The sequence below is a fragment of the Chromobacterium subtsugae genome (assembly GCF_001676875.1).
In the GTDB taxonomy this organism is placed as follows: Bacteria; Pseudomonadota; Gammaproteobacteria; order Burkholderiales; family Chromobacteriaceae; genus Chromobacterium; species Chromobacterium subtsugae.
This window is the reverse complement of record NZ_JYKA01000004.1, coordinates 167,112-180,040: the sequence shown is the minus strand read 5'-3', so window position 1 is coordinate 180,040 and position 12,929 is coordinate 167,112. Positions and strand designations below refer to the sequence as shown.

Annotated in this window: 14 protein-coding genes; 6 read left to right on the top strand and 8 right to left on the bottom strand. The window is 63.1% G+C overall.

All coding sequences use genetic code 11. The annotated features are described in order from the left end of the window. Positions 1 to 75 precede the first annotated feature (75 nt). The 3 genes from MY55_RS06645 to MY55_RS06635 all read right to left on the bottom strand — a co-directional run bounded on the left by MY55_RS06645 (position 76) and on the right by MY55_RS06635 (position 2,520). Entirely contained in the window at positions 76 to 555 is a 480-nt protein-coding gene (locus MY55_RS06645; protein ID WP_065202137.1) for a (R)-mandelonitrile lyase, read from the bottom strand. Beyond that, entirely contained in the window at positions 552 to 1,610 is a 1,059-nt protein-coding gene (locus tag MY55_RS06640; RefSeq protein WP_047238086.1) for an NAD(P)-dependent alcohol dehydrogenase, read from the bottom strand. Before MY55_RS06640 ends, MY55_RS06645 begins: the two co-directional genes overlap by 4 nt. 64 nt (positions 1,611 to 1,674) lie before the next feature. After that, complete coding sequence (locus MY55_RS06635) at positions 1,675 to 2,520, bottom strand: SDR family oxidoreductase (RefSeq protein WP_047238085.1); 846 nt, start codon at positions 2,518 to 2,520, stop codon at positions 1,675 to 1,677. Positions 2,521 to 2,647: 127 nt separating this feature from the next. Between MY55_RS06635 and MY55_RS06630 the strand changes: the two genes are divergently transcribed. The 3 genes from MY55_RS06630 (at position 2,648) to MY55_RS06620 (ending at position 5,100) form a co-directional block, all read left to right on the top strand. After that, on the top strand, positions 2,648 to 3,619 hold the full coding sequence (locus MY55_RS06630; RefSeq protein ID WP_047238084.1) for a LysR family transcriptional regulator: 972 nt from the start codon (positions 2,648 to 2,650) through the stop codon (positions 3,617 to 3,619). A 271-nt stretch (positions 3,620 to 3,890) separates the two neighbouring features. Further along, positions 3,891 to 4,526 (top strand): hypothetical protein, encoded by a 636-nt coding sequence (locus MY55_RS06625; protein ID WP_052941288.1) that lies wholly within the window; start codon positions 3,891 to 3,893, stop codon positions 4,524 to 4,526. A gap of 271 nt (positions 4,527 to 4,797) precedes the next feature. Then, positions 4,798 to 5,100, top strand: coding sequence for an FKBP-type peptidyl-prolyl cis-trans isomerase (locus tag MY55_RS06620; protein WP_244270662.1), 303 nt, complete (start codon positions 4,798 to 4,800; stop codon positions 5,098 to 5,100). A 136-nt stretch (positions 5,101 to 5,236) separates the two neighbouring features. On the opposite strand, the gene MY55_RS06615 is transcribed toward MY55_RS06620, so the two are convergent. Next, positions 5,237 to 6,166 (bottom strand): AraC family transcriptional regulator, encoded by a 930-nt coding sequence (locus MY55_RS06615; protein WP_047238083.1) that lies wholly within the window; start codon positions 6,164 to 6,166, stop codon positions 5,237 to 5,239. 103 nt (positions 6,167 to 6,269) lie between these two features. On the opposite strand from MY55_RS06615, the gene MY55_RS06610 reads away from it, so the two are divergent. Next, positions 6,270 to 7,007: an SDR family oxidoreductase gene (locus MY55_RS06610; RefSeq protein ID WP_047238082.1), complete on the top strand. Its 738-nt coding sequence runs from the start codon at positions 6,270 to 6,272 to the stop codon at positions 7,005 to 7,007. Between the two features lie 76 nt (positions 7,008 to 7,083). Here MY55_RS06610 and MY55_RS06605 read toward each other — a convergent pair whose 3' ends face one another. Then, on the bottom strand, positions 7,084 to 8,292 hold the full coding sequence (locus tag MY55_RS06605) for a patatin-like phospholipase family protein (RefSeq protein ID WP_047238081.1): 1,209 nt from the start codon (positions 8,290 to 8,292) through the stop codon (positions 7,084 to 7,086). Positions 8,293 to 8,301: 9 nt separating this feature from the next. Continuing rightward, positions 8,302 to 9,084, bottom strand: a complete 783-nt coding sequence (locus MY55_RS06600) for a 3-hydroxybutyrate dehydrogenase (protein ID WP_043581005.1) — start codon at positions 9,082 to 9,084, stop codon at positions 8,302 to 8,304. A 480-nt stretch (positions 9,085 to 9,564) separates the two neighbouring features. Between MY55_RS06600 and MY55_RS23140 the strand changes: the two genes are divergently transcribed. Further along, complete coding sequence (locus MY55_RS23140) at positions 9,565 to 9,720, top strand: DUF3309 domain-containing protein (protein WP_101527478.1); 156 nt, start codon at positions 9,565 to 9,567, stop codon at positions 9,718 to 9,720. A 184-nt stretch (positions 9,721 to 9,904) separates the two neighbouring features. Here the strand turns inward: MY55_RS23140 and MY55_RS06595 are convergent, their stop codons facing one another. Both MY55_RS06595 and MY55_RS06590 read right to left on the bottom strand, forming a co-directional pair. Beyond that, entirely contained in the window at positions 9,905 to 10,675 is a 771-nt protein-coding gene (locus MY55_RS06595) for a substrate-binding periplasmic protein (RefSeq protein WP_047238079.1), read from the bottom strand. After that, complete coding sequence (locus tag MY55_RS06590; RefSeq protein WP_043581003.1) at positions 10,672 to 11,619, bottom strand: LysR family transcriptional regulator; 948 nt, start codon at positions 11,617 to 11,619, stop codon at positions 10,672 to 10,674. The genes MY55_RS06595 and MY55_RS06590 overlap by 4 nt, the downstream gene beginning before the upstream one ends. Positions 11,620 to 11,717: 98 nt before the next feature. Here MY55_RS06590 and MY55_RS06585 point away from each other — a divergent pair, with 98 nt between their 5' ends. Then, positions 11,718 to 12,911, top strand: a complete 1,194-nt coding sequence (locus tag MY55_RS06585; protein ID WP_065202136.1) for an MFS transporter — start codon at positions 11,718 to 11,720, stop codon at positions 12,909 to 12,911. Positions 12,912 to 12,929 lie beyond the last annotated feature (18 nt).

Genomic DNA, 12,929 nt, shown 5'->3' with positions numbered 1-12,929 from the left:
AAAGACGGCTGTTTTCGTATTGGAAGCAGTCATAAAAGTATCTAGCAAATGAGCGGTAATCCATACTGACATGGGTTACGGCGGGCTCTGATCGCTCAGATTGACATCTAGCTTACCACCGAGATAATCCGCATCGCTGACCGCCTCCTGCCAGGTGGCAGACTTGCCATCTAGCGCCTCCTGAATGGCGATGTGGTTCATGCTGCTATCCGATGCGGCGCCATGCCAGTGTTTTACCTCAGGCGGAATGCGCACCACATCTCCCGACCTGATCGGTTGCAGCGGTCCGCCTGCCCGTTGCACATAACCCGTGCCTGCGGTCACTACCAGGGTCTGTCCCAGCGGATGGCTGTGCCAGTGGGTGCGAGCGCCAGCAGGAAAAGTGACTAGACCTGCCGAAGTGCGATCAGGCCCCGCCGGTGTAAACAGCATTTCAAGTTTGACGCTGCCGGTAAAAAACTCGGCAGGCGCATACACGGTGTCGCGGCCAGAGGCGGGCGTAATCATCAAGCTTTGCTCCGAGGGCTGACTCGTATTCTGGCTCAGGGCGTTCATATGGACTCTTTCAAGGTGTTCATGTCAATCACAAAGCGGTATTTCACATCAGCCTTAAGCATGCGTTCGAAGGCCTGGTTGATGTCCTGGATGGCGATCAGCTCGATATCGGAGTGAATGCCGTGCAGGCCGCAGAAATCCAACATTTCCTGAGTTTCGGCAATGCCGCCGATCAGCGAACCGGCCAATGCCTTGCGGCGGAATACCAGCGGTCCGGTATTGAAGTTATCCAGCGGCCCCAGATAGCCCACCATCACCATGGTGCCGCCGGAGGCCAGCGTCGGAATGTAGGGGTTGACATCATGCTTGTAGGGCACCGTGTTGATGATGAGGTCGAAGCGGCCCGCAATGGCGGCCATCTGCTGTACATCGGTGGAAATGACGATATGGTCAGCCCCCAGCCTGCGCGCGTCACGCTCCTTGCCCGGCGAACGGCTGAACAATGTCACCTCCGCCCCCATGGCCTTGGCCAACTTCAATCCCATGTGTCCGAGCCCCCCCAGGCCGACAATCGCCACCTTGCTGCTCTTGTCCACTTTCCAGTGGCGCAGTGGGGAATAAGTGGTGATGCCTGCGCACAGCAAGGGTGCCGCACCGGCCAGGTCCAGCGTATTCGGTACTTTCAGGACAAAGTCTTCCGCCACCACGATCTTTTCGCTATAACCGCCAAAAGTGCGCGTGCCGTCTATCGGGTCGGTGTGGTTATAGGTGTAGGTAGCGCCATTCTGGCAGTACTGCTCGTGGCCATGGTCACAGGCGTCGCAGCGCTGGCAGGAGGCCACCAGGCAGCCAACACCGACGTGATCGCCCTCCTTGAAACGAGTAACGCCAGCTCCGGTGGCAATGACCCTGCCGATGATTTCATGACCGGGAACCATGGGATAATTGGCATTGCCCCAATCGTTACGTACATTGTGGACATCGGAATGGCAGACGCCGCAATACAGAATCTCGATCACCACATCGTCTGCACGGGGAATGCGGCGTTCAAACTGAAACGGGGCCAGCGGACTGCTGGAGGATTGTGCCGCATAACTTTTAACGCGGTAGCTCATTGTTCGGTTCTTTCTGAATGGTTCAATCGTTAATCTTGTCTCGCATCAGCTGATCGCCGCGCAATCAGGCTCCTCCCTGCGCGACCGGCTGTGCAATGTCCCCAAAACGGAAGGCTGAGGTCACGCCGCCATCCATCAGAATGTCGCTGCCTGTGATAAAAGTGCCATCCGGCCCCATCAGCAGGGCCGCGACATGGCCTACTTCGTCGGGGGTTCCGGCACGTCCCACCGGGCTGGCGCTAATCATGCTGCGATAGCCGGCGCCACGCGGGCCGTTCAACTCGTCGTTGGCCAACGGGGTGATGATGATGCCGGGGCTGATGGTATTCACCCGCGCTCCACGCGGGCCCCAGCGTACCGCCTCGGCCATCACCCGCAGTGAGTTGGCACGTTTGGACAACTGGTAGGCATGCAGGGTGTCAAGCACTTGCCCAGGTTGCAGAAAATCCAGTTGCAGCAGTTCTTCCGTTGGTGTCAGCGCCAGTAACCGATCCTGCTGCTGACTCAGTGCCGGCAGGCGGTGGCCAGACTGCGAGGCGATGACCACGGCAGAGCCCCCGGAGGCCATGACATTGCCAAACAGCTCCAACACCAGCGCCGTACCATACAGATCCACCCGCAAAATGGCGGCAACCGGCGCTTGAGAGGGCGATACGCCGGCGGCGTGGATCAGCCCGGTGATCGGCCCCAACTGGCAGGCCTGTTCCACCAATGCGCTGACAGAAGCGCGCGAGCTCACGTCCACACTGGCTGCGGTGGCGCTGAAACCGGCATGGCGAAACAGTTCCACCGCCTGTTCGGCCTCTTCTATTCGTAGCGAAGCCAGCATGATCTGTTTGCCAACGCCAATTCGGCGCGCGATGGCCTGGCCGATCTGCCCGGCTCCGACGACGACAAGGGTTTCTTTCATATGATTCACCTCTAGCGCAAATTGATGAGGTGACTATAAGTCGTTAAATATCAATCGAGTAGCCGATAAAACCTTGCATCAGTGGCAATTTTTTATTGATAATTCGGCAGACACAGCAGGTACTCTCATGCCCATCAATGAATTGCGCTCTATCTCCATGTTTGCCAAAGCGGTAGAGCTTGGCAGCATCCGCAAGGCGGCGCAGGCCCAAGGCGTATCACCGCAAGCGGCGACTCAGACCATTGCTTTGCTGGAAAAACATCTGGGGGTGCGTCTGCTGCACCGGACTACGCGCAGCTTGGCACTGACTGAAGAAGGCCTGCAGTTTTTGGAGGATGCGCAGCCGGCACTGGCTACATTGGAGCGCGCAGTAAGTACCGCCCGTGCGGGTAGGGAGGGGATTAGCGGTCCGCTGCGCATTGTCGGGCCCAAGTCATCCTTTGCCAGCATCCTGATGCCCTTGCTGGACACTTTTTGCCGCGAGCACCCTGGCGTTCGTCCTGATGTCCAGCTGGACGACGGCATTGGCAACTGGGTGCTGGAACGGGTGGATGTGGGCTTTCGGATCGGGGCGTCGGCACAAGATGGGGTGATCAGCCGCCGCCTATTCCCCATCCAGCTAATCGTTTGCGCTGCCTCTGATTATCTGGCAAGGCATGGCATGCCAGATACGCTGGAAGAGCTGGCAGCGCACCGTTGCAGTATTTTCCGCCACCCCAGTAGCGGCAAGGTTTCACCCTGGTATCTAACTATCGACGGCAGCGTGGTGCAGCGCCACTTTTCACCTGCTTTTTACAGCAACGATACCGAGTTGGAGCTGCAGGCCATGCTGGCCGGTCAGGTGATCGGACAAGTTGCTAATCTGTCGGCAGCGCCGCATATCCGTGCAGGCCGTCTGATTCCGGTACTGTTGCCTTTTATGAGCGCACCCATTGCCCTCCATGTCTACTATGGCAGCCGGGCGGCACAACCCAGCCGAGTGCGGTCATTTCTCGATCTGGCCATATCGAAGTTATCTGACAGCCCAGACTATGTGCTGTCTTCAATCGAGCTGGCTGCCGCTCACGCCGCATTTGCCGCGCGACGGTATCCGCTATGAGTACGGATGCCGGATTTGCCACAAAAAATACTGCCGAAATCCATTGTTATTCAAATTAGTGATTTCTTGCGTTTGAACGTGTCCGGGTTTTTGTGCATACCTGCCATTGTTAGATAGTCAGCTTGTCGACCGCTTCGGCCGAGAACCAGTCGCCAGCCCTCCTTGGGCATCCTCCTTGTGCGGGGAGATTTGTGTTTGGGAGACGCGGGGAGTCCATTTAGAGCGTTTCAAGGCAGAGGAAACTGAAGAACTCTTGCGGCGTTACGCTACGATGGATCTTACCGATGAGGCGAAAGAGGCCATCCGCTCCTTGTTGCAGTCCAGAGGCCTGGATGAGTCGATATTGCCGCCATTGGCTCTCGCGGCGCGCAAGGCGGCTTATCGTCAAACCAAGGGCTGGATGGAGTGCGACTTCTGCGGCAGCTGGGCTGGGCGCTCGGCGGTGGTGGATGGGGGGCAGCGGTTTTGTCGCCAGGCTTGCCTGAGGGAGGCGCGGTTACTTGAGATCTCGGAAGATATCCCGACGGACATGATCTTCCAGCATGCATGCCGCATCAAACAAGGTTCCTGCTCCTTGTGCAAGAAGGCATCCTCCACGACGGAGGTCCGCCCTTACTATCGGGTCTGGTCAATCGGCATCCTTACGCGATGGACCAAACGAACGCATATTTGTTGCCATTCTTGTGGCCGGAAGACCAACTTCGCATGCCTCATCTTCTCCTTCGCATTCGGTTGGTGGGGCATGCCGTGGGGCTTGATCATCACGCCTGCGCAAATCATTTCCAACCTTGCGGAAATGTTCCGATCCAGAGCGGATGCCACGCCATCCGATGCGTTGCTTCGGGCGGCAAGGCTGGATTTAGCTTCAAAGCTGCATCAGCATGGCACTGCGCAATCCGATAGCTAATTCCTCGCTTCTGCGGGCGCCCCCGGCATTTTCGCGTTGGGCAATATCCTCTTGAGAACCGGCGTCGTCCAGTTGACACTCCCGCGTTGAGCTGCCAACCTTCCCGCTTCCATTTTTCCGCCGTCACCCTGCGCATGAAAGTCACAGACAGCAGGGTCTGGTTTACGACGATGGCAAGCACCCCGTCTCTTACCTGCACGGCGATTACGACAATCTTTTCCCCAAGCTGGAAGCCGCGCTTGAAGGCCAGGAGTCCGGTTTTCAAATCACTGTGGCGCTGGCTGCCGAAGACGCCTTCGGCGAACGCGACGAAGCGCTGGTCACCACCATGTCCAAGGCTGATTTCCCGCCCGGCATCAAGGTAGGCGGCCAATTGCAGCGTCCCGGCCCGGATGGCCAGCCGCTCTACTATTTCGTCACCAAGATCAAAGGCCCGACGGTATTGCTGGACGGCAACCACCCGCTGTGCGGCCAAGACCTGCGTTTCGCCCTCAAAGTCATCGATGTGCGTGAGGCGACCGCCGAGGAAATCGCTCACCAGCATGTGCATGGCGAGCATGGGCATCAACACTGATCGCACCGGTTCCGCATGAACAAAGCCCTCCCGTTTCGGGAGGGCTTTGTTTTGTCCGGCAGCGGGGCGTGGCCGGACTGCTCCGCCGCTAGTCTTCCACGCTTTCCCGTTTTAGGCTTGGCCGCGCTGCGCGCGGCTAGCGTTGGGCGGGTTCCGCGGCCTGCCGCCGTCGATAGCGGCCCGGGCTATGCCCGACGATGCGCTTGAAGGCGGTGTGGAAGGCGGCTTCGGAGCCATAGCCTATGCTTTGGGCGACGGCGGCGAGGCTTTGCCCGGCTCTCAGCGCGGCGCCGGCTTTGGCGATGCGCCAGCGGGTCAGGTAGTCGATGGGCGCCATGCCGACCCGCGCCCGGAAGCGCTCGGCAAAGCTGGTGCGCGACATCGCCACTGCCGACGCCAGCTCCTCCACTTTCCAATGCCGGGCCACGTCGGCATGCATCAGGCCCAAGGCCTTGCCGATTCTGGGGTCGGCCAGCGCGCCCAGCCAGCCCGGTGTATGCGCGCCGGAAGCCAGGTGGGCGCGCAGCACCTGCACCAGCACCATATTGGCCAGGCTGGCGGCGGCCATCGACGCGCCGGGGCGGGATGCCTCCGTTTCCAAGCGCAGCAGCTCCAGTGTGGCGCGCAAGGCCTGCGCGCTTGCCGACGCCGCCGGAATATGGATCAGCGGCGGCAGCGCTTGCAGCAGCAAGGCGCTGGAGTGGGGCTCGAAGACGAAGCGGCCGCCTGCCGCGCTGACCGTCTCCCCGCCCTGGCCATAACGTACAATGCCATCCGCGCACAGGTTTGCGGCAAGCACCTCGCGGCCGTCGACAGGAGCGAGCGCCGGATCGCTGCCGGCGCAATACGGCTGTCCTTGGGTCAGCAGGTAGAAGTCGCCTGGCTTCAGCCGGAGCGGCGGCGCGCCATCTTCAAACCACAGCCAGAAGGAGCCTGCCAGCACGCCGCCGAATTTGATGTGCTGGTAGGCGGAAAACCGCAGCGACCAAGCGCCATGCGCCTCGATCCGCGCCGACAGCACGCTTTCGACTTTGAGCAGGTGGAAGATATCGGAAAGCGGGTCCATGGAGATTTGTACGATCAATTAATAATTTTGCCTGATTGATTATAGATTGAACGACGGGGTTGGATGAATATGGCGCTTCTGGACACGCGGAAAGGAGAACATCATGGCGGCAATCCAAGACAAGGTGGTGGCCATTACCGGCGCGAGCAGCGGAATCGGCGCGGCGACCGCGCTGCTGTTGGCGGAGCGCGGAGCGAAGGTGGTGCTGGCGGCCCGCGGCGAGCGGCGCTTGCGCGGCCTGGCCGAGCGGATAGCGCAAGCAGGCGGACATTGCGCCTGGACTTGCGCGGATGTCCGGCGGCGGGAGGACGCGTCGCGGCTGGTGCGGCTGGCGTGCGAACGCTACGGCAGGCTGGATGCGTTGATCAACAATGCCGGCGTCGGCCCGATCTCCCCTCTCGACGAATTGCGCGTCGACGATTGGGAGCAGATGGTGGACGTCAACATCAAAGGCGTGCTGTATGGAATTTACGCTGCTTTGCCGGTGTTTCGCGCGCAGGGTTTCGGCCATTTCATCAATACCGCGTCCACCGCCGCGCAGCGCATCCTGCCGAACATGGCGGTGTATGCGGCCAGCAAGGCCGCGGTGCGCGCGATTTCGGAAGGCCTGCGGCAGGAGGCCGGCGACAAGCTGCGGGTCACTGTGATCTCCCCTGGCTTCACGCGCACCAACTTCGCCGAATCGATGACCAATCGGGCGGTGAAAGCGCACATCGCCGCCAGCATGCAGGCATTCGCGCTGCCGCCGGAAGCGGTGGCCCGCGCGATAGCCTTCGCCATCGAACAGCCGGCTGATGTCGATGTGGGCGAAATCATCATCCGGCCGACGGCGCAGGCTTAGGCCGGCGCCGCGTCGAAAGCCTCTGGGGCTGGATCTGGCTTGCCGCCGTCCGGGAGGACGGCGGCGGGCGAGGGGGTTAGGCCTGGTGGAGCCGGTGCACGTCGTGGGTGGTGAAGGGCCGCTCCGGCGGCGGCATCTGCAGCCAGTCGGGGTGGCTGAGGCTGCGGCGGATATCGGACAGCCCGCTCTGCCAGTGTTCGCGCATGGTGCTGGCGCTGAACTGGTAGTCCTTGTAGTGGCCTTCGCAGGGTTTGTCCTGATAGATCAGGTGGATGACGTTGAACAGCCGGTCGCAGGCTTGCTGGGCGGCGCGTCGGTAGGCCGGCGCCTGCCGCTTCTCCTCCGGCACCAGTTCCAGCACTTCGCGCAGCATCTGGCGAAACTGCTGGGCTTCCTGCATATAGCCGGTGATCATCCGGGTGCGGCTGGAGAACTGGATGTCCTTCTGCCGCAGCGCCACCTTGGACAAGTCTTCCGGCAGCGCGCCGCGCGCGTTCCACAGGTCCACCTGGAACACCAGCGAATGCTTGCGCGGCTGGGCCGTCAGCACCTGCTGCAGCGGGGTGTTGGACACCATGCCGCCGTCCCAGTAGTGCTCGCCGTCTATCTCCACCGCTGGAAAGCCCGGCGGCAGCGCGCCGGAGGCCATGAAGTGCTCGGCGCGCAGCCTTTCGCGGGTGTTGTCGAAGTAGACGAAGTTGCCGCTTCTCACGTTCACCGCGCCCACCGACACCCGCATTTCGCCGCTGTCGTTGAGGCGGTCGAAATCCACCAGCTTTTCCAGCGTGCTCTTCAGCGGCGAGGTGTCGTAGAAACTGGCGTTGCCGGGGCGCAGCAGGCTGCCGGCGCCGACCAGCTTGCGCGGCACGAAGAAGCCGTTCTGGCCTTCGGTCAGCGCGCGCCAGGCTTCCCAGCCGTTGAACAGGCCCTGCAGCGACGGCGGCAGCGTCTGCCCCAGGTCCAGCAGATTGTGCGGGCTGGGCGGCAGCAGCGGCTGGCGGCTGATGGTGTTCCAGAACTGCTCCAGCTTGTCGGCGCGCGTTTCGGGCGGGTTGCCGGCGATGATGGCGGCGTTGAGGGCGCCGATGGAGATGCCGGCCACCCAGTTGGGGTGCAGGTTCGCCTCGGCCAGCCCCTGGTAGACGCCGGCCTGATAAGCGCCCAGCGCGCCGCCGCCTTGCAGCACCAGCGCCACCACCTGGTAGCGGTGGCCGGCGGGCAGGGCGGGGCTGTGGTGGATGCCGGCGTCGACGTGGCAGGCCGGGTTGAGCTTGGTTTGCGCCATGCCGGCCCCTTATTGCATGAACCAGCCGTGGCTGACCACGAAAGATTGTCCGGTCAGCGCGGCGCTGGGGAAGGCGGCCAGGAACAGCGCGGTCTGCGCCACATCGTCCACCGTGGTGAACACGCCGTCGACGGTATTGCCCAGCATCACGCGCTTGACGACTTCGTCCTCGCTGATGCCCAGCTCCTTCGCCTGTTCCGGAATCTGCTTGTCCACCAGCGGCGTGCGCACGAAGCCGGGGCAGATCACGTGCGAGCGCACATTGTAGGGCGCGCCTTCCTTGGCCAGCACCCGGGCCAGGCCCAAGAGCGCGTGCTTGGCGGCGACGTAGGCCGATTTCAGCGGCGAGGCCTCGTGCGAGTGCACCGATCCCATGTAGATCACCACGCCGCCTTGCTTGTCCTTGTACATGTGCTGCAGCGCGGCCTTGGTGGTGAGGAAGGCGCCGTCCACGTGGATGGCCTGCATCTTTTTCCAGTCGGCGAAGCTGTAGTTGACGATGGGATTGACGATCTGGATGCCGGCGTTGGACACCAGGATGTCCAGCCGGCCGAAGGCGTCCACCACCTGCTGGGTGCCCTGGTTGACCGCGTCCTCGTTGGTGACGTCCATCGCCACGCCGATTGCCTTGCCGCCGGCGGAGGCGATTTCGTCGGCGGTCTTGCGGGCGGCGTCCAGATTGATGTCGGCGATGGCCACCGCCGCGCCGGCCTTGGCGTACACAATGGCGATTTCCTTGCCTATGCCGCTGGCGGCTCCGGTGATCAGGGCGACTTTTCCGTTCAATTGCATGGCGTTTCTCCAGTGGATTCCGGGATGGATGCGGTATGGCGATACGGTGCTGCTGATGGCGCGCTTATTGCTAGGAAGTGCGTTCTCCGGCGAAGTTCCCGCGGACAAAGATAGGGAGATTTATGCTTTTGGTATTGTAGTGCAGGGGAGAGAGCTTAGCGGCAATGACGGCTGGTGGAGCCGCGCGGGAGATGAGCCGTCTGTAGCATGCGGGGTGGGGCGACTGGCAGAATGATGGCTATGCGTGTCGGCGCAAGCGCGCGGATGGCATCAGCCGTCAGTAGGTTTGGCGTGATATCATATTTCACAATGCATACTATTTTAAGTACCTATTATTGAATGCCGCCATAGAGGGAACGATGGCTGGTTTCTGATGTAACATATTGAATAAGTGTAACTATTTTTGTTTTTCCAGCACGGGCCAGGCTGTGTCGAGGCGTCGTTCGACTGTCATGGCGGGGCCCCAGGTAGTGTATGCGAATGAAGATTTTCATCTTGTTGAGCTTGTTGATTGCGCTGGTGGCGTATCTTTCCGGCAACAGTGTTTGGTGGGGGCTGGCGCCTATTGGCGTGGCAGCCATCCTGCTGCTGTTGCTGATCGTGATGGCGTTGGTGCAGCTTAAGCAGCGCAGGTAAATTCCGCCTCATATCCTTCATATCCGCCTGTTGGCGTTTGGCTGTTCGCTGGCCTGCGAGCGGCGTTTGCTGTTGTTTGTTCTAATTTTCCCAGGTTCGCTATCGCCCGCGGCGCCGTCGCGCCGGCGTGTTTTTCATCCCGGCGGGCAGTGTTATCGCTCCGCTGACCGAATATCGCCCCGTTTCAGCGCTTGTCGTCCAGATAAGCGGCGATGCGCTGCCGCAGCAATTCGTCGCGATTGGCGGCGATGGCTTGCCAGACGCACTGCATCTGCCTGGGCTGCGTGGCGGCGTAGCGGCGCGAAAACGGCAGGAAGTAGGGCTTGGTGCTGATAGGCGGCGACAGCTTGCGCGCCGGCAGCGCCGGATGGCGCGCCAGGTACGCGTCGCCCAGCGATTCGTGCACCGCGTAGCCGTCGATATGGCGGCTGAGCAGCTTGTCGAAATTCTGTTCGACGCTGTTGGCGGCCTCGGCCGGAATCCCCATGCGCTGCAGATCCAGGTTGATGGACCAGCCGGCGTTGGTGCCGATGGCGCGTTTTTGATTGGACAGATGATGGCCATCCCAGGCCAGCCGGCTGCCCTTGAGCGCGTACAGCACGTAGCTGAGCGTCGCTAGCCGGCGGGCTTCGTCCGGCAGCCCGCTGCGCAGCGGATAGACGGCGAAGCGGGCGCGTTCAGGCGTGTAGGAAAGCATCATCACCGCGTCGACATTGCCGTTTTCCAATTCCTTCAACAGCCGGGCGCCGGGCAGTAGCCGGAAATCGGCCTGCAGTCCGCAGCTTTGGCTGGCGAGGCGAACCAGCTCCACCGACAGGCCCGGGCGGCGCGGGTCCAGCGTCTGGTTGCCCAGCTTGTATGGCGGAAACGCCTGGTCGCCGACGCCCACCACCACCGAGGCTGCAGTGGCGCTGACGGCCCAACAGGCCAGCAACAGGGGAGGCAGCCGTTTCATGTTGGATGGGCGGGGGAAGGGTTGGCGGCCGCGGCGGCGTGCTGGCTTGCGGGCGGGGAGCCGCCGGCCGGCTCCGCCAGCGCCGCCGCCAGGTAGTCCACCAGGCAGGCGACGCGCGGTTGCGGCCGGCCCTGTTTGTAGAACACCGCCCAGATCGGCTGTTTCCAGTCCTGCTGTTCCGGCAAGCGGATGTCCGCCAAGCGGCCGGCGGCGATGTCCGGCCCCACCAGAAAGTCCGCCAGGCAGGCGATGCCGCAGCCTTGCAGCGCCAGCGCGCGCAGCGTGGCGCCGCTGGAGGCGGCCGGCGACGGCGACACTTTCAGGCCGCGCGCGCCCAGCGGCCACAGGTTCAGCGTGGCCGGGCTGGTGAAGCCGAGCAGGCGGTGGCCCGGCAAGTCCGCCGCGCTTCGGGGATGGCCGCGTTGCCGCAGATAGCCGGGCGCGGCGACGATGCGCAGCGGGCTTTCGCACAGCAGCCGCGCGTTCAGCGTCGAGTCGGCCAGCGGGCCGACGCGTATCGCCAGGTCCGCGCGTTCCTCTATCAAATCCACCACGGCTTCGGCGCCGGTCAGCTCCAGCCGGATGTCGGGATAGCGCGCCTGGAAACCGGCCAGCAGCGGCGCCAGCAGATGATTCAGCACCGGGATGGCGGCGTTGACGCGCACCAGGCCGGACGGGCGCGCCGCCGCGGCCTGCAGCTGCTGTTCGGCGTCGTCCAGGCTTTGCGCGATGGCGCGGGCGCGCTCCAGCAGCCAGGCGCCTTCCTCGGTCAGCTCCAGCCGCCGCGTGGTGCGGGTGAGCAGGCGCACGCCCAGCTGCTTTTCCAGCTGCGCCAGGCTGCGGCTGACATTGGACGCGGTGACGCCCAGTTGCTCGGCGGCGGCGGTGAACGAGCCGCAATCCATGATGGCGATAAAGGTAATCAGGCTTTCCGTGCTCAGCATTATCAATTTTTACGCAAAAGACCTTGTCACTACAGCCCATTTTTCCGCGGAAGGCAAGCGCGGACAATCGGCGTCCTGATTCCCAACCGGAGCGCATCATGCCTCTCGCACTTTGGGCGCTGACGCTCAGCGCCTTCGCCATCGGCACGACGGAATTCGTCATCGTCGGCCTGATTCCCACCATCTCCGCCAGCCTCGGCGTGTCGCTGCCGTCGGCCGGCCTGTTGGTCAGCCTGTACGCGCTGGGCGTGGCCGTCGGCGCGCCGCTGCTGACCGCGCTGACCGGCCGCCTGCCGCGCAAATGGCTGTTGATCGGGCTGATGGCCTTGTTCACCATCGGCAATCTGGTGGCCTGGCAGGCGCCGGGCTACCAGGCGCTGATTGCCGCCCGGCTGCTGACCGGCCTGGCGCACGGCGTGTTCTTCTCGATAGGTTCGACGCTGGCCACCGGCCTGGTGCCCAAGGACAAGGGCGCCAGCGCCATCGCGCTGATGTTCTCCGGCCTGACCGTGGCGCTGGTGACCGGCGTGCCGCTGGGCACCTTCATCGGCCAGCATTTCGGCTGGCAGGCCACCTTTCTGGCGGTGTCGCTGCTGGGTGTTGTGGCGCTGCTGGGCAGCCTGGCGCTGGTGCCGTCCAATCTGCCCAAGCCGGCGCCGGCTTCGCTGTCCAGCCAGCTGGCGGTGCTGGCGCAGCCGCGGCTGCTGCTGGTGTACGCGATGACGGCGCTGGGCTACGGCGGCTCCTTCACCGCTTTCACTTTCCTTGCGCCGATGCTGGAGACTGTGAGCGGCTTCGCGCCGGGCGCGGTGGCGCTGATCATGCTGCTGTACGGCGTGTCGGTAGCCATCGGCAATATCTGGGGCGGCCGCCTGGCCGACCGCAAGGGGCCGGTGGCCGCGCTGAAGATCATTTTCGCGGGCTTGGCGCTGGTGCTGCTGGCCCTGACCTTCACCGCCGGCTCCAAGTGGCTGGTGGCGCTGACGGTGCTGGCCTGGGGCGCGGTGGCCTTCGGCAACGTGGCCGGACTGCAGCTGTACGTGGTGTCGCAGGCCAGGGCGCGGGTGCCGCAGGCGGTGGACGTGGCCTCCGGCCTCAATATCGCGGCTTTCAATGTCGGCATAGCCGGCGGCGCCTGGCTGGGCGGCCACGTGGTGGCCAGCCTGGGGCTGATGGCCACGCCTTGGATAGGCGCATTGATCGTGCTGGGGGCCTGGCTGTTGACCGCCTGGTCGGGTAGGCTGGATGCCGGCCATGCTTCGGGCATGACGGTTGCCGCCGGCCGCATCTGATTCTCTCGCCGGGCGCGC

What these genes read in the sequence shown, in the direction of transcription:
- MY55_RS06645 (WP_065202137.1), bottom strand. Translation starts at nt 555, where the DNA reads ATGAACGCCCTGAGCCAGAATACGAGTCAGCCCTCGGAGCAAAGCTTG.
- MY55_RS06640 (WP_047238086.1), bottom strand. Translation starts at nt 1,610, where the DNA reads ATGAGCTACCGCGTTAAAAGTTATGCGGCACAATCCTCCAGCAGTCCG.
- MY55_RS06635 (WP_047238085.1), bottom strand. Translation starts at nt 2,520, where the DNA reads ATGAAAGAAACCCTTGTCGTCGTCGGAGCCGGGCAGATCGGCCAGGCC.
- MY55_RS06630 (WP_047238084.1), top strand. Translation starts at nt 2,648, where the DNA reads ATGCCCATCAATGAATTGCGCTCTATCTCCATGTTTGCCAAAGCGGTA.
- MY55_RS06625 (WP_052941288.1), top strand. Translation starts at nt 3,891, where the DNA reads ATGGATCTTACCGATGAGGCGAAAGAGGCCATCCGCTCCTTGTTGCAG.
- MY55_RS06615 (WP_047238083.1), bottom strand. Translation starts at nt 6,166, where the DNA reads ATGGACCCGCTTTCCGATATCTTCCACCTGCTCAAAGTCGAAAGCGTG.
- MY55_RS06610 (WP_047238082.1), top strand. Translation starts at nt 6,270, where the DNA reads ATGGCGGCAATCCAAGACAAGGTGGTGGCCATTACCGGCGCGAGCAGC.
- MY55_RS06605 (WP_047238081.1), bottom strand. Translation starts at nt 8,292, where the DNA reads ATGGCGCAAACCAAGCTCAACCCGGCCTGCCACGTCGACGCCGGCATC.
- MY55_RS06600 (WP_043581005.1), bottom strand. Translation starts at nt 9,084, where the DNA reads ATGCAATTGAACGGAAAAGTCGCCCTGATCACCGGAGCCGCCAGCGGC.
- MY55_RS23140 (WP_101527478.1), top strand. Translation starts at nt 9,565, where the DNA reads ATGAAGATTTTCATCTTGTTGAGCTTGTTGATTGCGCTGGTGGCGTAT.
- MY55_RS06595 (WP_047238079.1), bottom strand. Translation starts at nt 10,675, where the DNA reads ATGAAACGGCTGCCTCCCCTGTTGCTGGCCTGTTGGGCCGTCAGCGCC.
- MY55_RS06590 (WP_043581003.1), bottom strand. Translation starts at nt 11,619, where the DNA reads ATGCTGAGCACGGAAAGCCTGATTACCTTTATCGCCATCATGGATTGC.
- MY55_RS06585 (WP_065202136.1), top strand. Translation starts at nt 11,718, where the DNA reads ATGCCTCTCGCACTTTGGGCGCTGACGCTCAGCGCCTTCGCCATCGGC.